This window comes from Liquorilactobacillus aquaticus DSM 21051 (assembly GCF_001436755.1).
Taxonomy (GTDB): domain Bacteria; phylum Bacillota; class Bacilli; order Lactobacillales; family Lactobacillaceae; genus Liquorilactobacillus; species Liquorilactobacillus aquaticus.
On sequence record NZ_AYZD01000034.1, the window covers coordinates 62,344 to 85,621 of the forward strand.

Annotated in this window: 33 protein-coding genes; 1 reads left to right on the forward strand and 32 read right to left on the reverse strand. The window is 38.1% G+C overall.

Annotation, left to right across the window (positions count from 1 at the left end; translation table 11 throughout):
- Position 1: 1 nt before the first annotated feature.
- From FC19_RS10725 to FC19_RS10745, 4 genes are all read right to left on the reverse strand, one after another.
- Positions 2-724, reverse strand: a complete 723-nt coding sequence (locus FC19_RS10725) for a metal ABC transporter ATP-binding protein (RefSeq protein ID WP_057876940.1) — start codon at positions 722-724, stop codon at positions 2-4.
- Positions 725-912: 188 nt separating this feature from the next.
- Positions 913-1,890, reverse strand: a complete 978-nt coding sequence (locus FC19_RS10730) for a DUF3114 domain-containing protein (protein WP_057876941.1) — start codon at positions 1,888-1,890, stop codon at positions 913-915.
- 276 nt (positions 1,891-2,166) lie between these two features.
- Positions 2,167-2,535, reverse strand: a complete 369-nt coding sequence (locus tag FC19_RS10740; RefSeq protein ID WP_057876943.1) for a hypothetical protein — start codon at positions 2,533-2,535, stop codon at positions 2,167-2,169.
- Positions 2,536-2,787: 252 nt separating this feature from the next.
- Positions 2,788-7,029 (reverse strand): 2-hydroxyacyl-CoA dehydratase, encoded by a 4,242-nt coding sequence (locus FC19_RS10745; protein WP_057876944.1) that lies wholly within the window; start codon positions 7,027-7,029, stop codon positions 2,788-2,790.
- Positions 7,030-7,214: 185 nt separating this feature from the next.
- Here FC19_RS10745 and FC19_RS10750 point away from each other — a divergent pair, with 185 nt between their 5' ends.
- On the forward strand, positions 7,215-7,820 hold the full coding sequence (locus FC19_RS10750; RefSeq protein WP_057876945.1) for a TetR/AcrR family transcriptional regulator: 606 nt from the start codon (positions 7,215-7,217) through the stop codon (positions 7,818-7,820).
- Between the two features lie 270 nt (positions 7,821-8,090).
- Here FC19_RS10750 and rpsI read toward each other — a convergent pair whose 3' ends face one another.
- The 28 genes from rpsI to rpsC form a co-directional block, all read right to left on the reverse strand.
- Positions 8,091-8,483 (reverse strand): 30S ribosomal protein S9, encoded by a 393-nt coding sequence (gene rpsI / locus FC19_RS10755; RefSeq protein ID WP_057876946.1) that lies wholly within the window; start codon positions 8,481-8,483, stop codon positions 8,091-8,093.
- 12 nt (positions 8,484-8,495) lie between these two features.
- The gene (rplM, locus tag FC19_RS10760; protein WP_057876947.1) at positions 8,496-8,939 is read right to left on the reverse strand and encodes a 50S ribosomal protein L13; all 444 of its coding nucleotides are present in this window, start codon (positions 8,937-8,939) and stop codon (positions 8,496-8,498) included.
- Positions 8,940-9,062: 123 nt separating this feature from the next.
- Positions 9,063-9,842, reverse strand: coding sequence for a tRNA pseudouridine(38-40) synthase TruA (gene truA / locus FC19_RS10765; RefSeq protein ID WP_057876948.1), 780 nt, complete (start codon positions 9,840-9,842; stop codon positions 9,063-9,065).
- Between the two features lie 17 nt (positions 9,843-9,859).
- The gene (locus tag FC19_RS10770) at positions 9,860-10,657 is read right to left on the reverse strand and encodes an energy-coupling factor transporter transmembrane component T family protein (protein WP_057876949.1); all 798 of its coding nucleotides are present in this window, start codon (positions 10,655-10,657) and stop codon (positions 9,860-9,862) included.
- 1 nt (position 10,658) lies between these two features.
- Positions 10,659-11,525, reverse strand: a complete 867-nt coding sequence (locus FC19_RS10775; protein ID WP_057876950.1) for an energy-coupling factor ABC transporter ATP-binding protein — start codon at positions 11,523-11,525, stop codon at positions 10,659-10,661.
- Positions 11,501-12,340, reverse strand: a complete 840-nt coding sequence (locus FC19_RS10780; RefSeq protein WP_057876951.1) for an energy-coupling factor ABC transporter ATP-binding protein — start codon at positions 12,338-12,340, stop codon at positions 11,501-11,503. Before FC19_RS10780 ends, FC19_RS10775 begins: the two co-directional genes overlap by 25 nt.
- 285 nt (positions 12,341-12,625) lie before the next feature.
- The gene (gene rplQ / locus FC19_RS10785; protein ID WP_057737874.1) at positions 12,626-13,009 is read right to left on the reverse strand and encodes a 50S ribosomal protein L17; all 384 of its coding nucleotides are present in this window, start codon (positions 13,007-13,009) and stop codon (positions 12,626-12,628) included.
- Positions 13,010-13,035: 26 nt separating this feature from the next.
- On the reverse strand, positions 13,036-13,980 hold the full coding sequence (locus FC19_RS10790; protein ID WP_057737872.1) for a DNA-directed RNA polymerase subunit alpha: 945 nt from the start codon (positions 13,978-13,980) through the stop codon (positions 13,036-13,038).
- A gap of 84 nt (positions 13,981-14,064) precedes the next feature.
- Positions 14,065-14,454, reverse strand: a complete 390-nt coding sequence (gene rpsK / locus FC19_RS10795) for a 30S ribosomal protein S11 (protein ID WP_057876952.1) — start codon at positions 14,452-14,454, stop codon at positions 14,065-14,067.
- 31 nt (positions 14,455-14,485) lie between these two features.
- Positions 14,486-14,851 carry a 30S ribosomal protein S13 gene (gene rpsM, locus FC19_RS10800; protein ID WP_057876953.1) on the reverse strand — a complete coding sequence of 122 codons (366 nt, stop codon included), beginning with the start codon at positions 14,849-14,851 and terminating at the stop codon, positions 14,486-14,488.
- 25 nt (positions 14,852-14,876) lie between these two features.
- Positions 14,877-14,990: a 50S ribosomal protein L36 gene (gene rpmJ, locus FC19_RS10805; RefSeq protein ID WP_003689393.1), complete on the reverse strand. Its 114-nt coding sequence runs from the start codon at positions 14,988-14,990 to the stop codon at positions 14,877-14,879.
- Positions 14,991-15,024: 34 nt separating this feature from the next.
- On the reverse strand, positions 15,025-15,243 hold the full coding sequence (infA, locus tag FC19_RS10810; protein ID WP_003689399.1) for a translation initiation factor IF-1: 219 nt from the start codon (positions 15,241-15,243) through the stop codon (positions 15,025-15,027).
- Between the two features lie 186 nt (positions 15,244-15,429).
- Positions 15,430-16,083 (reverse strand): adenylate kinase, encoded by a 654-nt coding sequence (locus FC19_RS10815; RefSeq protein ID WP_057876985.1) that lies wholly within the window; start codon positions 16,081-16,083, stop codon positions 15,430-15,432.
- 164 nt (positions 16,084-16,247) lie between these two features.
- On the reverse strand, positions 16,248-17,543 hold the full coding sequence (gene secY / locus FC19_RS10820; RefSeq protein WP_057876954.1) for a preprotein translocase subunit SecY: 1,296 nt from the start codon (positions 17,541-17,543) through the stop codon (positions 16,248-16,250).
- A complete protein-coding gene (rplO, locus tag FC19_RS10825; RefSeq protein ID WP_057876955.1) occupies positions 17,543-17,977 on the reverse strand; it encodes a 50S ribosomal protein L15 in 435 nt (144 codons plus the stop codon). The genes secY and rplO overlap by 1 nt, the downstream gene beginning before the upstream one ends.
- Positions 17,978-18,023: 46 nt before the next feature.
- On the reverse strand, positions 18,024-18,206 hold the full coding sequence (gene rpmD / locus FC19_RS10830; protein ID WP_057876956.1) for a 50S ribosomal protein L30: 183 nt from the start codon (positions 18,204-18,206) through the stop codon (positions 18,024-18,026).
- Between the two features lie 13 nt (positions 18,207-18,219).
- Positions 18,220-18,720: a 30S ribosomal protein S5 gene (gene rpsE, locus FC19_RS10835; protein WP_057876957.1), complete on the reverse strand. Its 501-nt coding sequence runs from the start codon at positions 18,718-18,720 to the stop codon at positions 18,220-18,222.
- 21 nt (positions 18,721-18,741) lie between these two features.
- Positions 18,742-19,107, reverse strand: coding sequence for a 50S ribosomal protein L18 (gene rplR, locus FC19_RS10840; RefSeq protein WP_057876958.1), 366 nt, complete (start codon positions 19,105-19,107; stop codon positions 18,742-18,744).
- Positions 19,108-19,147: 40 nt separating this feature from the next.
- Complete coding sequence (gene rplF, locus FC19_RS10845) at positions 19,148-19,684, reverse strand: 50S ribosomal protein L6 (RefSeq protein WP_057876959.1); 537 nt, start codon at positions 19,682-19,684, stop codon at positions 19,148-19,150.
- Positions 19,685-19,714: 30 nt separating this feature from the next.
- The gene (gene rpsH, locus FC19_RS10850; RefSeq protein ID WP_057876960.1) at positions 19,715-20,113 is read right to left on the reverse strand and encodes a 30S ribosomal protein S8; all 399 of its coding nucleotides are present in this window, start codon (positions 20,111-20,113) and stop codon (positions 19,715-19,717) included.
- Positions 20,114-20,140: 27 nt separating this feature from the next.
- Entirely contained in the window at positions 20,141-20,326 is a 186-nt protein-coding gene (locus tag FC19_RS10855; RefSeq protein ID WP_057876961.1) for a type Z 30S ribosomal protein S14, read from the reverse strand.
- A gap of 13 nt (positions 20,327-20,339) precedes the next feature.
- A complete protein-coding gene (rplE, locus tag FC19_RS10860; protein ID WP_057876962.1) occupies positions 20,340-20,882 on the reverse strand; it encodes a 50S ribosomal protein L5 in 543 nt (180 codons plus the stop codon).
- 20 nt (positions 20,883-20,902) lie between these two features.
- Positions 20,903-21,232 carry a 50S ribosomal protein L24 gene (gene rplX, locus FC19_RS10865; RefSeq protein ID WP_057876963.1) on the reverse strand — a complete coding sequence of 110 codons (330 nt, stop codon included), beginning with the start codon at positions 21,230-21,232 and terminating at the stop codon, positions 20,903-20,905.
- Between the two features lie 34 nt (positions 21,233-21,266).
- Complete coding sequence (rplN, locus tag FC19_RS10870; protein WP_034989706.1) at positions 21,267-21,635, reverse strand: 50S ribosomal protein L14; 369 nt, start codon at positions 21,633-21,635, stop codon at positions 21,267-21,269.
- Positions 21,636-21,704: 69 nt separating this feature from the next.
- Entirely contained in the window at positions 21,705-21,971 is a 267-nt protein-coding gene (gene rpsQ / locus FC19_RS10875; protein WP_057876964.1) for a 30S ribosomal protein S17, read from the reverse strand.
- A gap of 25 nt (positions 21,972-21,996) precedes the next feature.
- The gene (gene rpmC, locus FC19_RS10880) at positions 21,997-22,191 is read right to left on the reverse strand and encodes a 50S ribosomal protein L29 (protein WP_034989704.1); all 195 of its coding nucleotides are present in this window, start codon (positions 22,189-22,191) and stop codon (positions 21,997-21,999) included.
- Entirely contained in the window at positions 22,181-22,615 is a 435-nt protein-coding gene (gene rplP, locus FC19_RS10885; protein ID WP_057876965.1) for a 50S ribosomal protein L16, read from the reverse strand. The genes rpmC and rplP overlap by 11 nt, the downstream gene beginning before the upstream one ends.
- 3 nt (positions 22,616-22,618) lie before the next feature.
- Positions 22,619-23,275 (reverse strand): 30S ribosomal protein S3, encoded by a 657-nt coding sequence (gene rpsC, locus FC19_RS10890; protein ID WP_057876966.1) that lies wholly within the window; start codon positions 23,273-23,275, stop codon positions 22,619-22,621.
- Between the last annotated feature and the right edge of the window lie 3 nt (positions 23,276-23,278).

Consider the following 23,278-nt stretch of genomic DNA (forward strand, 5'->3'; position numbering starts at 1 on the left):
CCTATTCACCTCCATCTATAAAAATTTTTTCTCCATAGGTACGCTTCAAATTGTTTGTGTTAAAGACATCACTAGTTTTTCCAACAGCAATCATTTTATTATTTAACATTACTAGCTGATCAAAATAATCCTCAACTTTACTCAAATCGTGGTGCACAATTAATATCGTTTTTCCACTCTCTTTTAAATCTTTTAAAATTTTTACTATAATATTTTCACTTACCATATCAACCCCTACAAAAGGTTCGTCCAAAAACAAATATTCAGCATCTTGAACTAGGCACCGTGCAATCAGAACACGTTGAAATTGCCCCCCTGACAAGGCATTGATTTGTCTTTCCTGCTGTTCTTTCAAGCCAACCACTTCTAGAGCTTCTTCAACTTTTTTCCATTCGCCCTTTCTGATTGTTTTAAAAAGACCTACATTTGATATTGTCCCCAACGCCACACATTCCTTAACTGTTATTGGAAACGAAAGGTCGATCAGAGTTTTCTGAGCAACATATGCGACTTTTTTTAGCATTTTTTTAGAAGAAACACCATTTATGCTAACCTCGCCTGTTAACTGAATCATTCCCAATATCGCTTTCAATAGCGTGGATTTACCAGATCCATTTGGTCCGATTATCCCCATTATTGTTGGCCCCTTAATCCTCAAATTAATTTTCTTCAAAGCTTGTACTCCATTATTATACGTAACGCTGATATTTTGGCATTCAATCATTTCCGTCACCTCTTGTCTAAAAATCAAACATTTATCTCTTTTGTTTTTTAGGTTACCCGAAACATTTAATCTAGTCAATTTTAAAAACTGATATTGCTTCCGAATTTTCCCAGGAAATATTATTTCAACCATTTTGATGAGTTTCTGAAATTAGATGGCATTCAATTTGCTAAAATTTCATTTCAAATTTAAGACAACTTTTTTTCAAATTCGCGCACTGCGAGCTGATTTATTTGATATGCACTTTGATTAGCAGCAGCATATATTGGATCATTTTTAAGCTTGTATCTTATCAAAGAAGGCGCTTTATATCTCCTCGTAAATTCTGTGCGGAATTCAGGCTCCATTTTTTTAGGGATGTTAATATCTAATATATAATGCTTCGATCGTTTAGAATTCCATTTTGCCCCGTTTTTACCCCTATAATCGTTCGCATCTGCATAATTAAAACTGGCGCCATTAACTACTCCGTTTTCATTTTCCTTAGATTCTTTTTCCGTTTCAATTTCATTAACAAAACTACCATTGTCGCTAAGAATAAACTCTGAATGGAAATTGACCACCACTTTGATATTTGTTTTCAAATAACCTCTAGGTCCTTGTCCATTTTTAGATTTACGTTTTTGGTGAAGACGCGCCGATTCCTTCAGAGAATATTGTTCTCTCCTTAATCCACTTAAATAGCATGCCAAAGCTGCTTCATCATTCATGTTCAATCGTGAATAATGTTCCCTTATGAATTCCATTTGCTGCAACGAAATAACATAACGAAACTGATGAATTTTTTGGGCTAGCACTTGGTTTGAAGATACCGCCAATCCTTTGGGAAAAGCAATCTGAACTGTCTTTGCCAAATCATTCCAAAAAAAACTATCTGGAGTTATCTCTCCAAAAGACCGCAATAATTTTTGGGTCTGTTTTCTACTTCCATCTAAGGTTTCCATTTCAACTATAGACATTAGTAAAGTAAGTTTATTTTGTGCATTTTCTTTCCGTTTGTTGACCGCATAACTTCTCCACATTTGTGTGAAAAGTTTTGACCCTATCCGATTACTCTCATTTTTGTCGTTACTATAATTTTGCCCTTCGCTCAACCGTTGTTCTATCAGAACTTTGATACTTTCGAACGGCCAATGTATTGAATTTGCCTTACATACTTCCTGCAAAATTTCACCTTGATAAGATAAGATTCAGTTTTTTTAAATCTATCTTCAGATTCTTCACACTTTTTTTTATCAGTTGTTTCAACCAGCATTCATTGAGCCCTTCAGTCCAGTTTAAATTAAGAGTGCTTTTCCTTTCACTTTCATATTTTTTAAGAGCTTGCATCGCACCTTGAATGTTGAGCCACATTTTTTTTAATTGCTCACTATTTTCCTTTAGAGAAATGATGTTTTTTTTGAGCGTTTTTTCTTTGCTTTTGCCTTGCAGGACAATTTTTCTCACCGTTTGATTATTTTTAATTTCAATTTTTTGCCAAATTTTTTTACACCACGGAAAGTTTTTTTCATTTTGGATAATATTCTTTTAAAAAAAAGCAAACGCATTGCGCATTCTCTGTTCTTTTTCCGTTCTCTTACACTTTTTTCGACCTTAAAGAAAAGAACATTAATCATACAAACTTGATCCACATAAACAAACATCCCATTAACGATGCTTAATTTGTTTGCATAATAATTTTCATCATATTTACTTTGCTTTTCACCAACCGTGTTCAAAGAATAAAGAATTTTTGCGCTTTGTTTTTTTAATTGTTCCTTTATTCTCTTTTCGGTTAGAAACTTTATCCTTAATAAGCATCTAGTGATCATTCCTCTGCCTTCTCCCAGTTAGACCGATTTAACAGTCCTCCTAAAGTAACTCTATAAAACTCCTTTCATAAGTGCAATAAAAAAACACTGCCGTTCTGAAAACACAAAAAAAGCAAGAAATTAATTAAAGTCAGAACTTCATCCTGCTTCAGTCATTTTCTTACTCTTCACAACTAAAAAGATTTGCTAGTCAGTGTTGGAATATATTAACCGCTTTATTTACTCTAAAAAAATCCTTTTTGAAGACCTTTATTATCTCACTAAATTTTTGTTTGCAGTTGCTAGCATTAATCGTATCCGATTAAGCTGATTAACAAAGGAAACACTAGGATCATAGTCAATCATTGTAATGTTCGCACCTGGATACTGGCTACGCAGCTCCTTCACGACTCCTTTGCCTACAATATGATTGGGTAGGCATCCAAAGGGCTGCATACAGACGATATTATTAATTCCCATTTTTAAGCACTCTATCATTTCTCCCGTCAAGAACCAGCCTTCACCAGTTTGATTACCCAACGATAAAATAGCACTTGCATCGTCTGCCATTTGTTCAATTGCTTCGATCCCTGTAAACCTATTAGATGCTTTTAGTGCCACATTCATCGGTTTTTCACACCATTTGATTACTTTGAGAGCTAACTCTGCAAAGAGCTTACTTTTGCCTGAAAATCCTAGATGATCGTGTCGATAAATTTGATTATATAAAGAATAATTCATAAACCCGACAATATCAGGACAAATAACCTCTGCACCCTCCTCTTCAAGGAGACGAACGATATTGTTATTCGCAATTGGTGAGTATTTGACAAGTATTTCTCCTACAATACCAACTCTTGGTTTTTTTATATCTCTAAGCGGTAAGTTGTCAAAGTCTCTTACAATGTTTTGCACATTTCGCTTAAATTCTCGAAAACTACCATTGATCACATTTTTTCTGACACGCTTCAACCATGCTGCATGTAACTTATCAACTTGTCCAAGCTGAATCTCATACGGTCTAGTTCGATAAACAACCCTTTCGAACAGATCTCCATATAAAAACGCCAAAGCAGTTCTTTTTGCAAGCGGGATCGTCAGTTTAAAACCAGGTGTTTCTTCAACCCCTTGATTACCAAGTGAAACAGAAACAACTGGAACCTGTCCAAAACCGGCATCATTTAAAGCCTTCCGAATTAATGGAATATAATTTGTTGCCCGGCAACCGCCCCCGGTTTGGCTCATCATGACTGAAGTATTATTGACATCATATTTTCCACTTTTTAACGCTTCAAGCATTTGACCTATTGTTATGATTGCTGGATAACAAGCATCATTATTAACATATTTAGTCCCCATATCAACAGCGTTAGAATCTTTTACAGGTAAATTAACCACATTATATCCAGAAGCCTGCAGAGCAACATCTACCAGCTGTGCTTGGTGAATCGGTGATAACATTGGCATTAATAATGTATGCTTTTTTTTCATTTCTTTAGTAAACTTAACTGGCTGCGGAAGATCATAAAGTTTTTTAGGCTCAACATGCTGTGCATGCCGCTCATTAACAGCTGCCTTTAAGGAACGAAGTCTAATTCTAATCGCACCAACGTTAGTTCCTTCATCAATTTTAAGAACAGTATATAGTCTATTATGCTGTGCAAGTATTTCTTCAACCTGATCTGTTGTTATTGCATCAATCCCGCATCCAAAAGAGTTTAACTGTACAAACTCCAACTCAGGTGTTTTTGCAGCAACTTTAGCGGCTGCAAACAAACGTGAGTGATAGGTCCATTGATTGACAACTCTCAGTCCTGCAACATCTTCCATGTGTGAAATACTGTCCTCTGTCAAAACATGAAATCCTTCTGCAGCAATAATCTGCGAGATCCCATGATTTATCTGTGGGTCTAAATGATAGGGGCGGCCCGCTAAAACTATTCCTTTTTGATGATTTTGTCGCATTAGACGTAAGGTTTCTTCACCACGATTTTGAACCCATTGTTTGAATTTCTTCAGTTCTTTATAACCCTCTTCAAGTGCATCTTCTACTTCACCAAGCGTCACACCCTTATCTTTAAAGGTTTCATATAAATTACGTGCAGCTGATTTATGGTCGTTAAGATTTAAATAAGGATTACGATAGTCGATTTCTCCACTACGAATCTGATCAACATTGTTGCGGATAACATCTGGATAAGATTGGACGATTGGACAATTATAATGATTATCTGCATTCTTGCTTTCTTTGCGTTCAAAAACGATACTTGGGTAAAAAATTGTTTTAATGCCGCGGTCGATCAGCCATTGTACATGACCATGCACCATTTTAGCTGGATAACAAACTGTATCACTAGGAATCGTCTCGATGCCCTTCTCATACATCTGCTCACTCGATCGAGTTGAAAGTTGCGCTCGAATACCCAGTTTTTTAAAGAAAACAGCCCATAAAGGATAATTTTCATAAATGTTCAAAACACGAGGTATCCCAATAATTCCGCGAGTCGCTAATCGTTTGCGTAACGGACGATAATCAAAAAGATGGTGATATTTTTCCTTGACTAGATTAACTCGCTGATCTTGCGGTTGCAACTTGATTCGAAGACCCTTTTCACATCTATTGCCTGTTATAAATTTGCGCCCATCATTAAAAACAGTAATTGTCAACAGGCAATTGTTTTCACAGCGTCCACAATGATCAAATTGTCTCGTAGATGAGAGTCCATCCATTTCTTCTGTTGTCAAGAGACTGGAAACATCTCCAGCTTTAGAACGCTCCTGGGCAATTAATGCTGCTCCATACGCCCCCATCAAGCCTGCAATATTGGGGCGAATCACATCTTGCCCGCTTAACTTTTCAAACGCCCGTAACACAGCTTCGTTATAGAAAGTTCCACCCTGACAAACAATATGTTTACCTAAATCTTTAGCGCTGCGTGCTTTGATAACTTTGAATAATGCATTTTTGATGACTGAAATTGATAAGCCCGCAGAAATATCTCCCACAGAGGAGCCCTCTTTTTGTGCTTGTTTTACTTTTGATTGCATAAAAACAGTACAACGTGAGCCTAAATCAGCTGGATTTTTTGTTAATAATGCTATCTGCGCAAACTTCTTCACATCATACTTCAAAGAATTCGCAAAAGTTTCAATAAAAGATCCACATCCTGAAGAACATGCTTCATTCAACTGAATGGTTGACAATGCACCATTTTTAACATGCATTGCCTTCATGTCTTGACCACCTATATCCAAAATAAAATCAACGTCTGGCATAAAATAATGAGCCGCCTTATAATGTGCCACAGTCTCAACTTCACCCAAATCAGCTTTTAATGCACTCTTTATTAGTTTTTCGCCATAACCAGTAGTACATGTCTTTACAATTTTTACTTTGCTAGGCAAGTGGAGATACATCTCTTTTAAAATGGTAATTGTTTTTTTTAACGGATCACCCTCGTTGTTTCCATACCACGTATATAATAATTTATGATCCTCACCCATCAAAACAATTTTTGTTGTAGTTGAACCAGCATCTATACCTAAAAAGGCATCTCCATGATAAGTTGCAAGGTCTCCCTTTTCAACCCGTGCTTTTTGATGCCGCTCTCTAAATTTTTGTAATTCCTTTTCATCCTTAAACAACGGGGGAAGCGTCTTTGTCGGTTTCAAATTCTGACTATCTGCTTCATCTAAGTGTTCTATTAACTGAGCAATTGTTGTTGGAGACTTGCCTTCTGCGTAGAGTGCTGCTCCTTTAGCCACAAAAAGCTGCGGATTTTTTGGAAAGATTGTATTTTCAGAGGATAAGTTCAATGTTTCAATAAACCGTTGTCGCAATTCGCTCATGAAATAAAGAGGCCCACCTAAGAAAGCAACTTTGCCAGTTATCTTGTGACCGGAAGCCAAACCCGCAATTGTTTGATTGACAACTGCTTGAAAAATACTGGCTGCCAAATCTTCTTTACGTGCACCATCATTAACCAGCGGTTGAATATCCGTCTTGGCAAAAACACCACACCGTGAGGCAATTGGATAAATCGTTTCATATCCCTTGGCCAATTCATTCAACCCTGCTGCATCTGTCTTCAGTAACGTCGCCATTTGATCAATAAAAGCACCGGTTCCGCCAGCACAACTGCCATTCATTCTTTGCTCCAATGAAGCGCCAAAAAAAGTAATTTTAGCGTCTTCACCGCCTAATTCGATTGCAACATTCGTTTCTGGAATTACTGTTTCAACTGTTTTAGTACATGCAATAACTTCTTGAACAAATGTTAGCCCAAGCGTCTCTGCTAATCCCATTCCGCCAGAACCAGTAATTGTGAATGAAATTGGTTGCTGTTTTCCAATTACTTGTGCTGCTTCGCTCAGAACTCTCCTGCTTGCTTTTTTCACATCAGAAAAATGGCGTTGGTAGGTCTCGTACAGAGAATTGTTCTGTTCATCTAATATCACAACTTTAACAGTTGTTGACCCAACATCTATTCCACCACGTAGTTTCTGTCTACCCATCACTTACCCCCTGAGATCACTTTAAACTTTTCGATATCCAGCACCGTGTTGAATAACCAACACCGTGTTGCTATACTTACTTTATATTGTAAGCAATTCAGAACAGCATGCAATCATCAATCTTCTGCATTTTGCTCGTTATGCAACAAATACAGATAATCTGTTGTTTTTAATGGAGGTGTTTTATGAGTAAACAGGACTTACGTATTATACGCACAAAAACAATGATCTTTAACGCCTTTATTGATTTGATTGAAAAAAAGGGATTCGACAACATTACAATCCAAGATATTGCTGATAAAGCAATGATCAATCGATCTACTTTCTATGCACACTTTAAAGACAAACAAGATGTTTATGAACAAATCTTCTCATTCATATTAAATCCGCTTTTCAAAAAGCTAGAGCAAGACATACTCGAAGATGGTAGCATAATTCAGAAACAAAAATTAGTCGAATTATTAACAACCGCCTTTCTTATGATTAAGGAAAATAAAAAATTCTATCTGATTGCTACTGAAGGCAGAAACAATCTTATTCTGACCGATGCATTTTCTGATTTTTTGAGAAACCACTATACTAAGATCTTTGCAAAATTGCGCATCGAAGAAGATGATATTGTTATGCCGACTGATTTCATAATTTCTTACATGATTTCTACTTTCATGGGAACAATTCATTGGTGGTTGCATTCTGATTTTAAGCTTCCCCCTGAACATATGGCCCACCTCATCATCAAATTGCTCCACAATGGCAATTTAACTGTCCTAGGAGTTAAAGTAAAGAAATAGTATCAAAATCGCCTTTTTCTCAAAGGCAATCTTGATACTATTTTTTTATTTATCTAATTACTGATTACATTTTCTAAAATATTTTTATATCAAACTGACAGTAGTTACTCCATCAAACGCTTGATGCTCAACACAATTTTACTAAATATCTACTTCATTTTTAAACGATTTCAAAAAAATTAGACAGCTTTTCCTGCTATTATACGTAATATAAAAAAACACTCCTCAAAATAAGCGAGAAGTGCTTTGAAGCGTTGATAAAAAATAATATTAACGTTTTGAAAATTGTGGAGCCTTACGAGCTTTCTTAAGACCTGGTTTCTTACGTTCTTTCATACGTGCATCACGAGTTAATAAACCAGCACGTTTCAAAACGCCACGGAAATCTGGGTCGATTTCAAGCAAAGCACGAGCAATCCCATGACGAACTGCACCGGCTTGACCAGAAAAGCCCCCGCCATTAACATTCACAGAAACATCATATGAACCTGTTGTTTCTGTAGCTTCAAATGGCTGAACCATAACTTTACGTAAGTTAGCAAATGGAATATATTCTTCTGCAGGTTTGCCGTTCATTGTAATTTTACCTGTTCCGGGTGTTAAAATAACACGCGCAACAGAATCTTTACGACGGCCTGTTCCTCTATATTGTACTTGAGCCAATTAAGTTTCCTCCTAGATTAAGTTTGTGATATCCAATACTTCTGGTTTTTGAGCTTCATGCTTGTGATCTGCACCACGATAAACATGCAACTTCTTAGCTTGTGCTTTTCCGAGTGTTCCTTTTGGAAGCATTCCTTTAATTGATAAAGCAATTAACTTCTCAGGATCATTTTGACGGAATTCGCCAGCAGTACGGCTCTTCAAACCACCTGGATGATCTGTATGATGATAATAAACTTTACGTTCTGCTTTATGACCTGTCAAAGCAATCTTTTCTGCATTAATGACAATAACGAAATCACCTGTATCAACGTTAGGCGTAAATGTTGGCTTATTCTTGCCACGCAAGACAGAAGCCACAACTGAGGACAAACGTCCCAGTGGAACATCAGTTGCATCTACGACATACCATTTACGTTCCACTTCACCTGGTTTTGCAATATATGTTGTACGCACGTTTTATTTCCTCCATTTTTATATGCTTGTTTGACACAAAATAAGTTTCCGGGGCCTACTGTGGGGCAAACAATACCAGATACTATGATACTTTTTTTATCCCATAAAGTCAATGATTAAAAATCAATTAGTTATATTGTTTGCAGCGTTTTCTTTATAATAAACTTTTTTCAAGTACAAACCACTTGCTGGGGCAGTTGCTCGACATTGATTGCGATCTTTTACTTCATACAATCTTAAAAAGTCATGGACCGGTCGCTTTCTGTTCCCAATTTCGAGTAAAGCAGCTACCATGATTCTTACTTGATTATATAAAAAGCCATTACCATAAAATTCAAAAATAATTTCTTTATTTTCAAGATCTTGTTTGATAGTAGCATCATAGATAGTTCTGACATGACTTTTTGTCTGACTCCCAGAAGCAACAAAGCTTGAGAAATCATGCGTTCCAATCACATCAGGTAAGGCTTTCTTCATCAACTCCAAATCTAAAGAATACTTATAGTGGCCCGTGTAAAAACGTTTGAACGGATTAACAAATCTACCTAAGCTAACCCGATATAAATAACGTTTGCCATGAGTTGTGAAACGCGCATGGAATGTTGAGGCGACTTTTTTTGCATCTAAAATTTCAATATCCAACGGCAAAAGACTGTTCAGTCCATTTACTATTCCCTTCTCCGGAATATCATTCTCAAGGTCAAAATGAATAACCTGCCCCAACGCATGTACCCCCGCATCTGTTCTTCCCGAACCAAAAATATGCACAAAGGAAGCCGCTGTGCTCATTTTGTTAACAGCTGTTTCGAGCACAGACTGAACAGTCCGCTGATTAGGCTGGCTCTGAAAACCCGCAAATTTAGTTCCATCATACGCTAGAGTCACCATATATCTATTCGTCATCTTTTTTCACCATTCCATTACCAATTTCGCAAACCTAATAATATAACTGTTAAAAAAGCAAATACAACGCAGGCCAATGTATCATTTAATCTCCAAAAATGCACACGATATTTTGTGCGGCCCTCACCGCCACGATATCCTCTCGCTTCCATCGCAGTTGCAAGATCTTCAGCTCGATTAAAAGAGCTAACAAACAAAGGAATCAGTAGCGGTATAACAGATTTTATCTGCTGCACAATACTTCCTTCCCCAAAATTAACTCCTCTTGAACGCTGAGCATTCATTATTTTTTCTGTCTCATCCATCAAAGTTGGAACAAACCGCAAAGCAATTGACAGCATTAACGAAATTTCATAAACAGGCACTTTAATTTTTTTTAAAGGTCCCATGAGCGATTCCATAGCATCAGCAATCTCTAAGGGAGCGGTGGTTAATGTTAGCAATGTTGACATAAAAATAATCAAAACAAAACGACAAAAAACGTAACTACCATTGATCACACCAGAGCTTGTTAGGGACAAAGGTCCAAATTGCCAATATACAGTGCCACCCCGTGAAAAGAATACTTGCAGTAAAACAGTAAACAAGATAAGCCAAATGAGAGGTCTTACACCCTTCAAAAAAAAACTGAAGCTAACGCCAGACATAAAAACGGACATTATTGTAAAAAATGAAAGTAATGCATACGTCTGCCAGTTATTGGCAAGAAAAATAACAACAATAAAGTAAAAGCTCAGGATAAGCTTTGAACGCGGATCCAAGCGATGAATAATAGACTTTCCTGGGATATAACGGCCTAGAATTACTTTATTCAGTTTAATTGCCTCCCCTCTTCAAAGAATTTGCTATGGCAGCCGCAAGGTCCTTTTCCGTTAACGGCATTTTATCAAAAGAAAACTTCCCTGTTTTCTGTAATTCATACGCAAATTTTGTTGCCTTAGGCAAAGCTAAGTGGTGTTCAAGAAGCCATTGAGGGTTTTTAAACACCTCTTTCGGTGGTGCCGCGGCAATAACTTCACCTTTTTCTAAAACAATTGTATGACTCGCATAATTAGCAACATCATCCATCTGATGTGTCACCAAAACAATCGTCAGCTGCTGTCGCTGATGCAACTTTTCAAACATCTGCATCATTTCAAGACGCCCTTTAGGATCAAGACCAGCTGTTGGTTCGTCAAGTACCAACACATCAGGCTTCATTGCTAAAATACCTGCAATCGCTACACGGCGCATTTGCCCCCCAGATAGTTCAAAAGGTGATCCATTCAAAATATTATCGGGTAAACCAACTAAATCTGCCATTTCAATCGCAATTTTTTCTGCTTCTTCTTGAGTCTTACCAAAATTTTTTGGTGCAAAGGCAATATCCTTGACTACAGTCTCCTCAAAAAGCTGCGCCTCAGGAAACTGAAAGACAATACCGACATGCTTTCTTAATTCACCAAGTTCTTTATTCTTTGTCGTGGAAGTTATTTCCTTGTCTGCAACTGTCACATGTCCACTGGACGGCTTTAAGAGTCCATTAAGATGCTGCAGCAAAGTCGACTTTCCACTCCCTGTGTGTCCAATAATAGCCGTATAACTCCCCTTAGGGATTGAGACAGTTACGTTCTTCAATGCTTGATGTTCAAATGGTGTTCCTGCTTGATAGATATAATTTACTTTTTCGAAATGAATTGACACAACCAGTCCACCATCCCTTTTTCAGTAAGATATTCTTGCGGTACTTCAATCCCATAATTTTTTATTTCGTTTTTCAGTTTTTCTGAGAATGGAATATCAAGTCCGCTTTCAATTAAAGCCGCCCCACGTTGAAACACATTCTCTGGCTTATCGTTTTGCACTAAAACACCATCATCAATAACGACCACCCTTTCAGCCAAAGAAGCCTCTTCAATATCATGTGTAATTGAAATAACAGTAAACCCGTTTTTCTGATTTAAATTTTTAATAAGCTGAATAATTTCTTTTCTTCCTTCAGGGTCGAGCATACTCGTTGCTTCATCCATAATAATGATTTTTGGTCGAAGAGCGATCACTCCCGCTAAAGCAACTCTCTGTTTTTGTCCGCCAGACAAACGTGCCGGTTCGTGTTGTGCAAAATCCCACATTCCTACACTTTCAAGTGCAGAGCGCACGCGCTCAATCATTTGCTCTCTTGGAACACCTTGATTTTCCAATCCAAAAGCCACATCTTCTTCAACGTTCGCTCCCACAAATTGGTTATCAGGGTTTTGAAATACCATTCCTATATTTTTCCGAATATCCCATAAAGTTTCCGAGGTCAACGAAACTCCTGCAATTTTTACCGTTCCTGTTTCGGGAACCAGCAAGCCATCAACCAACTTTGCAAGAGTACTCTTACCACTCCCATTGTGTCCAATCACAGCCACCCATTCTCCAGAAGTAACTGTTAAATCAAGATGACTCAAAGCCTCCCGCTTTTGCTGCGGATATTTAAAAGATAAATCGGAAATCTCAATTATTGGTTCTTCCATGGATGTCTCCTTTTTTCACTTTTATACAGACTATCATACCATAAGTGTGCTGAATCAGCTGCAAGTACTCCTCAAAATCACTAATTGTTTATTCTAAAAAAACCGAGATACAAGCATGCACACTGCACACCTCTGTCCCGGTAAAATATAAAAATTATTATAATAAAAAATCACTTTTTATAACGAAAGTTTCCCATCAAAGATGGTACTTAGGACTAGACTCGGTTTAACCCCAACATCGTAACGCCCAGTTATCGTTATAAAAGTGACAAATAAAGCTAGATATTAATCGACTAACTCAAGAACAACTAACTTAGCAGCATCGCCGCGACGTTCACTCATCTTGAGAATACGTGTATATCCACCGTTGCGTTCAGCATAACGAGGAGCAACTTCTGCAAATAATTTTTGCAAAGCCGATTGGATAGTAATATCATCGCCATCTTCTTTAACATCGGCAACAACATCCATTAAAAAGGCAGCAGCACGACGACGTGCAACCAAATCGCCTTTTTTGCCAAGCGATATCATTTTTTCAGCTGTTTTGCGAACTTCTTTTGCACGGGTTTCAGTTGTAACGATTTTACCGTTAACAATCAAATCTGTCGTCAAATTACGCAACATTGATTTACGATGAGCGCTTGTGCGTCCTAACTTACGGTAACTCATGAATAATTTCCCTCCCTCAACAAATATTAGTCATCATGACGTAATGATAAACCAAGATCGATTAACTTATTTTTAACCTCTTCAAGTGACTTACGTCCTAAATTACGGACCTTCATCATGTCGGCCTCTGATTTATTCGTTAACTCTTGAACAGTATTGATGCCAGCGCGTTTCAAACAGTTGTAAGAACGAACTGATAAATCAAGCTCTTCAATCGTCATTTCAAGCATTTTTTCTTTATGTGTTTCTTCTTTTTCAACCATGATTTCAGCATTTTTAGCTTCATCGGTCAAATCAACAAATAAAGTCAAATGCTCCGTTAAAATCTTCGCAGATAAACTAATAGCCTCACTCGGCGTGATAGAACCATTAGTCCAAACATCGAGTGTCAATTTATCATAATCATCTTTTTGACCAACACGCGTTTTTTCTACTTGATAGTTGACACGTTCAATCGGGGTATAAATTGAGTCGATTGGCAAAACACCGATCGGCATTTCATCGGACTTAGCCTTGTTTTCATCAGCTGAAACATAGCCGCGTCCAGTATTAGCAGTCATCCGAACATGGAATGACGCCCCTTCTGCTACTGTACAAATGTACAAGTCTGGATTCAAGACTTCAACTTCACTGCTGCCTTGGATATCTCCAGCTGTAACTTCTATAGGCCCTGTAACATTGATTTCCAATGTTTGATCCTCTTCAGAATCAATACGCAAAGCAACTTTTTTCAAATTCAGAATAATTTGCGTTACATCCTCGAGTACACCCTTTATGGTTGAGAATTCATGCAAAACACCATCAATTTGAATATTTGTTATTGCTGCTCCAGGTAGGGAAGAAAGCAGAATTCGGCGAAGAGAATTACCTAATGTTGTACCATAACCACGTTCAAGAGGTTCTACAACAAATTTGCCATAATTAGGACTTTCTTCAATTTTATGAATTTTTGGTTTTTCAAATTCGATCATTCTTATCTTTACCCCTTTCAAAACGTAACGTGTAATCTGGCGAAAACATTATGAAGATTTACCTCAAAATGAATATGAGCCACATTAAACACGACGGCGTTTTGGAGGACGACACCCATTATGAGGAACAGGCGTAACATCGCGAATTGACGTCACTTCAAGACCTGTTGTTTGCAAAGCACGAATTGCAGCTTCACGACCAGAGCCTGGTCCCTTAACGGCAACTTCGACACTCTTCATACCATGTTCCATCGAACCTTTTGCAGCAGCTTCAGCAGCCATTTGAGCAGCAAATGGTGTTGATTTACGACTACCCCTAAAACCTAATGAACCAGCTGATGCCCATGCAATTGCATTTCCATGAACATCGGTAATCATAACAAGTGTATTGTTAAACGTTGAATGAATATGTGCAATTCCGCTCTCAATATTTTTCTTGACGCGGCGTTTACGTGAACCTTTTTTAACTGCCATGAACTAGCTAACCTCCTTTATTTTATATTATTTATTTTTTTCTGCCGGCAATTGATGCGGCTGGGCCTTTACGTGTGTGCGCGTTGTTCTTGGTATTTTGACCACGAACAGGTAAATGGCGACGATGACGTAAGCCTCGGTATGAGCCGATCTCGGACAGACGTTTGATATTTAAGCTAACCTCACGACGAAGATCACCTTCAACTTTGTAGCTATCAACAACTGCACGAATTTTATCTTCCTGATCAGTTGTTAAGTCACGCACACGAATATCTTCAGAAACTTCTGCTTCTGCCAGAATCTTTTGTGCGCTTGAATTACCGATTCCATAAATGTAAGTTAAGCCGATCACGATACGCTTATCACGTGGTAAATCGACACCTGCAATACGAGCCATAACAATTACACCTCCTGATTATTTATTATCCTTGACGTTGTTTGTGTTTTGGATTTGAACATATTACCATAACACGGCCTTTGCGCTTAATTACTTTACAGTGTTCGCACATTGGTTTTACTGATGGTCTTACTTTCATGAATTATACCTCCCAAATGTATTTGAAGTACAATCTATTTAAAGCGATAGGTAATGCGACCCTTAGTCAAATCGTAAGGGGACATTTCAACCGTCACTTTATCGCCAGGCAAAATACGAATATAATGCATCCTAATTTTCCCTGAAACGTGAGCTAAAATTTCATGTCCGTTTTCGAGTTCAACTTTGAACATCGCATTGGGTAACGTTTCTTTGATCGTACCCTCAATTTCAATCACATCATCTTTCGCCACGCAAAAGTACCTCCTTAAATGGTTTTATAACTTAACACGCAAATCCGTGGACCAATCAAAAAAGATTGATCCGCTTGTTTCCGCAAGCTAATCCATCCAAATGGACAGACTAATCCTATAGAAAAGATAAACCTGGAATAGTATATCATTCCAAGCCTACTATTGCAAGCTCTGCTGCGCAAAAAATTATTTTAAATTATCCAAAATTTCTTTTACATCCGCAAAAACTTTTTGAATTTCTTGATTGCCATTTACTTCATGCAAAATGTTTTTTTGTTTGTAAAAATCAAGTAATGGCGTATTCATCTTAATATTCACATCAAGACGGTTCTTGACAGTTTCAGGCTTGTCATCTTCTCGTTGAAAGAATTCTTTGCCTCCACAACGATCGCAGACGCCCTCTACTTTAGTAGGGTTAAATACCTTATGATAGGTTGCACCACATTTGCGACAAATATAACGGCCTGTCAAACGTTCCAGCAAAGAATCCGGATCAACATGGATATTGATAACACCAGTTAACTTTCGATCTAATTCTTGTCCGATTTCATCTAAAGCTTTTGCTTGGACCATATTACGTGGAAATCCATCAAGTAAATAACCGTTTTTTGTATCATCTTTGGTTAGTCGTTCCTTAACGATCCCGTTAGTTACCTCATCTGGAACAAGTTCACCCTTGTCAATGAACCCTTTTGCCTTTAAACCCATTGGGGTTTCATTTTTAATAGCAGCTCTAAAAATATCGCCTGTTGAAATATGCGGAATCTTATACTGATCGACAATCCGCTCTGCTTGTGTTCCCTTTCCAGCACCGGGAAGCCCCATCAGCATTAAATTCATTGCAGTCATTTCTAAAAAACCTCCATTTTAAATTTTATAATCAGTAAAAAGTATTTTTCTACAGCAATTGCATAACCAATAAAAGCCAAGCTTATCATTACTAGTAAATACTGCAAAAATTAAAAAGTTGGCTCCACAAAAGTGCAGCCGAACCTTTTTACCTATTACCTAATAAAACCGACATATTCGCGTTTCATCATCATACCTTTAAGTTGTCTTATCGATTCTAAAGCAACACCAACAACAATCAAAAGACTAGTGCCGCCTAAACCAATAGATTCATCAAGGCCCCAGACATTTGAAGCAACAAGTGGGATTAATGATACTAATCCTAAGAAAATCGAACCAACTGAGCTTAAACGCATCAACAAACGTGAAACATATTTCTCAGTTTCTTTTCCTGGCCAGACACTTGGAATATAACTTCCTTGTTTCTGCAGATTTTCCGATAACTTTTCAGGATTTACCTGAACAAAAGCATAGAAGAATGTAAAGAGAACAATCAAAACTGTATATAGAATCATTCCGCCTGTTGCCTGCATATTAAAAATATTCGTCATGACACGATACCACGTATCTTCGGAATGATTTTGCGTAAATGCCATTAAAATTGTTTGCGGTGTAGCAATAAAGGAGCTCGCAAAAATGACTGGGATAACACCAGCAACATTTATTTTAAGTGGCAAATAAGAGCTCTCGGTTGCTCCCGCCAAACGACGAGTATACTGGATTGGAATTTTGTAATTAGCCTGTTGAACGTATGTAACGAAAGCAACAATAACTAATACAGCAATAACCAAAACTGCAACAAATAAAATACCTTTCCAGTAATCACTCGATGACGAGTCTAAAAACTGTTCAGTATATATCTGTTGAACACCTGTCGGAACCCGCGCAAGTATCCCAGCCATAATGATCATTGAAATACCATTACCAAATCCACGATCAGTAATCATATCTCCCAACCAAGTTGTAAACATTGAACCACCAGTCAGAATCAATCCTATACTTAAATATGTTTCCATACCCGGATTGGTAACTAAATTCAAGCTGCTCAAGGCGTTAAAACCGGCTGTAATCCCGATCGATTGTACGAACGCCAGCACAATAGTTAAGTATCTTGTGGCTTGGTTAAGTTTCCTTCTTCCAACTTCCCCTTGCTTACTCCATTCAACAAAACGCGGAACAATATCCATCTGTAACAACTGAACAACAATTTGTGCAGTTATATATGGAGAAACTCCCATCGCTAAAATCGAATAGTTCGTTAAGCCGCCACCACTAAAAGTATTTAAGATACTAACTAACCCTGAAGACGCAACACTATCTAAAGCTTTAGCGTTGATCCCAGGGACTGTGATATATGTGCCTAAACGAAATACAATCAAGACGCCTAACGTAAACAAAATCTTCTCACGAATATCTTTCACAGCTAAGGCGTTCTTCATTGTTTTAAGCATTAAATCACCTCAGCTTGACCGCCAACTGCTTCAATGGCATCTTTAGCAGCAGTTGAGAATTTATTAGCTTTCACTGTTAATTTCTTCGTCAACTTACCATTAGCTAAAACTTTAATACCATCTTTTTCATCTTTGATTACACCATTCTCAGCTAGCAATACTGGTGTAACTTCTGTTCCTTCGTCGAATTTTTCAAGAGTTTCCAGATTAACAACTGCGTATTCTTTGCGGTTGATATTTTGAAAACCACGCTTAGGCATACGACGGAACAATGGCATTTGACCACCTTCAAAACCTAAACGTACTTTACCACGAGCTTTTTGACCTTTTTGACCACGACCAGCCGTTTTACCATTGCCGGACGATGTTCCACGTCCAACACGATTACGAACTTTACGTGATCCTTCACTTGCTTTTAACTCATGCAATTTCATCAGGTCGACACCTCCTTGTTGATATATTATAACATGTCATCAGTAATTAGTCGGCAACCGTAACATCAACCAAATGATTGATTTTTGCAACAGCACCACGAGTTGCAGCATTATCAGGCAGAACAACTGAGCTTTGAACACGGCCTAAGCCCAGAGCTTTAACGATATCGCGTTGTTTTTGAGGACGCCCAATGATACTACTCGTTAACGTAATTTTTAAATTAACCACAAGTGAGCCCTCCTTATTCTGCTAAATGTTGTGTTGACACACCACGAAGAGAAGCAACGTCAGCGGCACTCTTCATTTTTGTTAGTCCGTCCATTGTTGCACGAACAACATTGATTGGTGTGTTTGAGCCAAGTGATTTACTTGTAACATCAGCAACACCAGCCAATTCCATGACGGCACGAACTGCACCACCGGCAGCAACTCCAGAACCAGCGATCGCTGGTTTTAACATAATGCGGCTACCACTATATTCGCCAATCACTTCATGTGGAAGTGTTTCTTCAACCATAGGAACCTTGATCAAGTTCTTACGAGCAGCTTCAACAGCTTTGCGAATAGCATCTGGAACTTCTTGTGCTTTACCAGTGCCAAAACCAACGTGACCATTGTGGTCTCCCACAATAACCAAAGCTGCAAAGCGTAGACGACGTCCACCTTTAACAACTTTTGTAATACGATTGATTGCAACAACACGATCTTCTAAATCTAATTGAGCTGGATCGATAAAAGTCATAAATGCGTTTCCCTCCTTTTCCTAAAAGTCTAATCCATTCTTACGAGCAGCTTCAGCAAGTGCTTCGATACGGCCATGGTAGAGATACCCGCCACGATCAAAGACTACTTCTTTGATATCTTTTTCTGCTGCACGTTTTGCAACAACTTCTCCGACTGAAGCAGCTTTCTCAGTCTTTGTGTTGCCTTTAACTTCATTATCTAATGTAGAGGCACTAACTAGCGTCACACCCGCTACGTCATCAATTACTTGAGCGTAGATGTTTTTGTTTGAACGATAAACATTTAAGCGTGGGCACTTAGCTGTACCAGATATCTTACCGCGAACACGCAAGTGACGCTTTTGGCGTGTCTTATTCTTGTCTGGTTTTGAAATCAAAATATTCACCTCTTGAATTTTTTATCTCGTAATTCACTATGACTGTTAACTATTTACCAGTCTTACCTTCCTTACGACGGACATATTCGCCAACATAACGTATACCTTTACCTTTATAAGGTTCTGGGGCACGAGTCAAACGAATTTGAGCTGCTAAATCACCAACAGCTTGTTTTGAAATACCGGAAACAATAATTGAAGTTGCAGAAGGCGTCTCCAACTTCAGACCTTCCCAAGTTTCAAACTCTACTGGATGTGAGTAACCAACATTCAGTACAAGTGTATTGCCCTTCATTTGTGCACGATAACCAACACCACGGAGTTCCAATTCTTTTTTGAAACCTTCCGTTACACCAACTACCATATTATGAAAGTTAGCTCTTGTTGTACCATGCAAAGCTTTTGTTTTGCTGTCATCGCTTGAACGATCAAACGAAACAACATTGCCTTCGATCTTCATAGTAATTTTATCAGTAAATTCACGTGTTAATTCACCTTTAGGACCTTTAACAGTCACAGCATTGCCGTTTGTTTTAACTTCAACACCTTCAGGTAATACAACGTCTTTATAACCAATTCGACTCACGGTTGTTACACCTCCTTGTGATATCTAATTTTACCAAACGTAAGCTAATACTTCGCCACCAACATTTTTGGCGCGGGCTTCTTTATCTGTCATAACCCCTTCTGAGGTAGAGATAATTGCAATCCCAAGTCCATTTAAAACCTTAGGAACTGCGTCAGCTTTAACGTATGAGCGTAAGCCTGGCTTTGAAATACGTTTGATGCCGGAAATAACACGTTCACTGTCTTTTCCATATTTTAAGAACACACGAATGATTCCTTGTTTATCATCATCGATATATTCAACATCGCGTACAAAACCTTCATTTTTTAGAATTTCAGCAATATCGTGCTTAATTTTTGATGCAGGTACTTCAAGTGATTCATGTTTTGCTAAATTAGCATTACGAACACGAGTCAAGAAGTCTGCTATTGGATCAGTCATGACCATTTGTTTGCCCTCCTTTACTTTATTGGATTACCAGCTAGCCTTTTTCATCCCAGGAATTTGACCCTTATGTGCAAGATCTCGCAGGCAAACACGGCATAACTTAAATTTGCGATAAACTGAATGTGGACGACCACAACGTTCACAGCGTGTATATTCTTGCGTCGAGAACTTAGCTTGGCGTTTGTTCTTTACAATTTGCGACTTTTTAGCCAATGTGAAACCCCCTTTATTTAGCGAATGGCATTCCTAATTGCGTCAATAATTCTTTAGATTCTTCATCACTATTAGCAGTTGTAACAATGACAACATCCATTCCACGAACTTTATTAACATCATCAAAATCAATTTCAGGAAAAATTAATTGTTCGCGGATACCCAATGTATAGTTCCCACGGCCGTCAAACGCACGTTTGCTGACCCCATGAAAATCACGAACACGTGGTAATGAAACTGAAACTAATTTATCCAAGAAATCATACATCCGTTGGCCACGTAAAGTAACTTTTGTTCCAATCGGCATACCTTCACGTAAACGGAATCCCGCAATTGACTTTTTAGCTTTAGTAATAACAGGTTTTTGTCCTGAAATTAAAGTTAATTCCTCAACAGCTTCATCCAAGTTTTTAGCATTACTTACAGCATCACCAACACCCATATTGATAACAATTTTATCAACCTTAGGTGCTTGCATGATTGAAGTATAGCTAAACTTTTCCATCAAAGATGGAACAATTTCTTTATCATATCTTTCTTTTAAACGATTAACCATGAAGAGAGTATCCTCCTTCCCTATTCTTTGTCCTCTGGTGCATTATTTAAAACTTCACCAGTTTTTTTGGATACACGGACTTTTTTACCGTCAACAACCTTAACACCTACACGAGTTGTTTCATTGTTAGATGGATCGATCAACATAACATTTGAAGCATGAATTGGCGCTTCAATTTCAACGATTCCACCATTAGGATTGGCATTAGTTGGTTTTTGATGTTTTTTAATAATATTTACACCTTTTACGATTACGCGGTTTTTTCCAGGTAAAACTTTTTCAACGATGCCTTCTTTACCCTTATCTTTCCCAGCAATCACTTTAACTTTATCATTCTTTTTAACAAACATTTTTGTTCCGCACCTCCTTACCAAAATGGTTTTTTTACAATACCTCAGGTGCTAAGGAAACGATCTTCATAAAGTTTCCGTCACGCAATTCACGAGCAACTGGTCCAAAAATACGTGTACCCTTTGGTGATTTGTCATCGCCAATGATTACAGCTGCATTTTCATCGAATTTGATATAAGAACCATCTGCACGATGTGCACCGAATTTTGTACGAACAATAACTGCTTTAACAACATCGCTCTTTTTGACAACACCACCTGGTGTTGCTTGTTTGACAGTAGCAACAATTACGTCACCGATATTTGCAGTCTTAACACGAGAACCACCCAAAATTTTAATTACTAAAAGTTCACGAGCTCCCGAGTTATCAGCGACCTTTAAACGACTTTCTTGTTGGATCACAGTATGTGACCTCCTTTCGTTAACGAATCAGAATACGAATCAAAGTACATTTTATTCAGCAAATAATTGCTAAATAATAACTGCTTTTTCAACGACATCTAATAAGCGGAAACGCTTTGTAGCTGACAATGGACGAGTTTCCATAATTTTCACGATATCTCCAACTTTTGCTTCGTTCTTTTCATCGTGTGCCTTAAATGTCTTGGAATACTTAACACGCTTGCCATAAACCTTGTGGTTCTTATATGTCTCAACGACAACTGCAATTGTTTTATCCATTTTGTCCGAAACAACACGTCCTTGATAGACTTTACGTTGGTTACGAGCTTCAGTCATACTTTATTTGCCTCCTTTTCGTATTCTACTTGTTGATTTCTTGTTGACGCAATGCTGTTTTAATACGAGCAATCGTCTTGCGGACTTCACCTAAGCGTGCCGTGTTTTCTAATTGTCCGGTAGCTAATTGGAAGCGCAGATTGAATAATTCTTCTTTGAATTGTTTTTCTTTTTCAAGCATTTCAGCAGTGGTTAATTCATTAATTTCTTTAGCCTTCATTTGATTCGCCACCTACTTCCTCACGTTTTACAACCTTCGTTTTCACTGGGAGTTTATGGGAAGCCAAACGTAATGCTTCACGGGCAACTTCTTCAGAAACGCCGCCTACTTCAAACATAATTTTCCCACGTTTTACTGGAGATACCCAACCTTCAGGAGCACCTTTCCCAGAACCCATACGAACACCAATAGCTTTGGCTGTGTATGATTTGTGAGGGAAAATTTTAATCCAAACTTTCCCACCACGTTTCATATAACGTGTTATCGCAACACGGGCTGCTTCGATTTGACGGTTTGTGATCCAATGTGAATCAACTGCTTGCAAACCATAATCACCAAAAGCAACAGACTTACCGCCCTTTGCTTCGCCACGCATCTTACCACGGAACTCACGACGATGCTTTGTACGTTTTGGTACTAACATAGACTATTTCCCTCCTTTACGATTATCTTTCTTTGCAGGGAGAACTTCACCACGATAAATCCAAACTTTAACGCCTAATTTACCATAAGTTGTGGTTGCTTCTACCCAAGCATAATCGATATCAGCGCGAAGTGTATGCAATGGAACTGTGCCTTCAGAAAAATGTTCTACACGTGACATATCTGCCCCGTTCAAACGTCCAGCAACTTGTACTTTAATCCCTTTTGCACCAGAACGCATTGTGCGCTGAATACCTTGCTTCATAGCACGACGAAATGCAACACGATTTTCCAATTGTACTGCAATATTTTCACCAACTAATTGAGCATCTAAATCAGGTCTCTTGATCTCAATAATGTTGATATGAACTCTCTTACCTGTTAAATTGTTTAATTCTTTACGAAGCTTTTCAACTTCAGATCCACCTTTACCGATAACCATACCAGGTTTTGCTGTATGGATTGAAACATTAACGCGCTTTGCTGCACGCTCAATTTCAACGGTAGAGACAGATGCATCGGCTAATTTTTTTTGAATATATTCACGGATGTGCAAATCTTCGTGCAAATTAGTTGCAAAATCTTTCTCAGCATACCATTTTGCATCCCAGTCACGAATGATTCCGACACGTAATCCCGTTGGATTTACTTTTTGACCCACGCA

Excerpts from the sequence above, each read along its gene's own strand:
- FC19_RS10725 (WP_057876940.1), bottom strand. The coding sequence starts at position 724 with ATGATTGAATGCCAAAATATCAGCGTTACGTATAATAATGGAGTACAA.
- FC19_RS10740 (WP_057876943.1), bottom strand. The coding sequence starts at position 2,535 with ATGATCACTAGATGCTTATTAAGGATAAAGTTTCTAACCGAAAAGAGA.
- FC19_RS10745 (WP_057876944.1), bottom strand. The coding sequence starts at position 7,029 with ATGGGTAGACAGAAACTACGTGGTGGAATAGATGTTGGGTCAACAACT.
- FC19_RS10750 (WP_057876945.1), top strand. The coding sequence starts at position 7,215 with ATGAGTAAACAGGACTTACGTATTATACGCACAAAAACAATGATCTTT.
- truA (WP_057876948.1), bottom strand. The coding sequence starts at position 9,842 with ATGACGAATAGATATATGGTGACTCTAGCGTATGATGGAACTAAATTT.
- FC19_RS10780 (WP_057876951.1), bottom strand. The coding sequence starts at position 12,340 with ATGGAAGAACCAATAATTGAGATTTCCGATTTATCTTTTAAATATCCG.
- rplQ (WP_057737874.1), bottom strand. The coding sequence starts at position 13,009 with ATGAGTTACCGTAAGTTAGGACGCACAAGCGCTCATCGTAAATCAATG.
- FC19_RS10790 (WP_057737872.1), bottom strand. The coding sequence starts at position 13,980 with ATGATCGAATTTGAAAAACCAAAAATTCATAAAATTGAAGAAAGTCCT.
- rpsK (WP_057876952.1), bottom strand. The coding sequence starts at position 14,454 with ATGGCAGTTAAAAAAGGTTCACGTAAACGCCGCGTCAAGAAAAATATT.
- rpsM (WP_057876953.1), bottom strand. The coding sequence starts at position 14,851 with ATGGCTCGTATTGCAGGTGTCGATTTACCACGTGATAAGCGTATCGTG.
- rpmJ (WP_003689393.1), bottom strand. The coding sequence starts at position 14,990 with ATGAAAGTAAGACCATCAGTAAAACCAATGTGCGAACACTGTAAAGTA.
- FC19_RS10815 (WP_057876985.1), bottom strand. The coding sequence starts at position 16,083 with ATGAATTTAATGCTGATGGGGCTTCCCGGTGCTGGAAAGGGAACACAA.
- secY (WP_057876954.1), bottom strand. The coding sequence starts at position 17,543 with ATGCTTAAAACAATGAAGAACGCCTTAGCTGTGAAAGATATTCGTGAG.
- rplO (WP_057876955.1), bottom strand. The coding sequence starts at position 17,977 with ATGAAATTGCATGAGTTAAAAGCAAGTGAAGGATCACGTAAAGTTCGT.
- rpsE (WP_057876957.1), bottom strand. The coding sequence starts at position 18,720 with ATGACTTTTATCGATCCAGCTCAATTAGATTTAGAAGATCGTGTTGTT.
- rpsH (WP_057876960.1), bottom strand. The coding sequence starts at position 20,113 with ATGGTCATGACTGATCCAATAGCAGACTTCTTGACTCGTGTTCGTAAT.
- rplE (WP_057876962.1), bottom strand. The coding sequence starts at position 20,882 with ATGGTTAATCGTTTAAAAGAAAGATATGATAAAGAAATTGTTCCATCT.
- rplX (WP_057876963.1), bottom strand. The coding sequence starts at position 21,232 with ATGTTTGTTAAAAAGAATGATAAAGTTAAAGTGATTGCTGGGAAAGAT.
- rpsQ (WP_057876964.1), bottom strand. The coding sequence starts at position 21,971 with ATGACTGAAGCTCGTAACCAACGTAAAGTCTATCAAGGACGTGTTGTT.
- rpmC (WP_034989704.1), bottom strand. The coding sequence starts at position 22,191 with ATGAAGGCTAAAGAAATTAATGAATTAACCACTGCTGAAATGCTTGAA.
- rplP (WP_057876965.1), bottom strand. The coding sequence starts at position 22,615 with ATGTTAGTACCAAAACGTACAAAGCATCGTCGTGAGTTCCGTGGTAAG.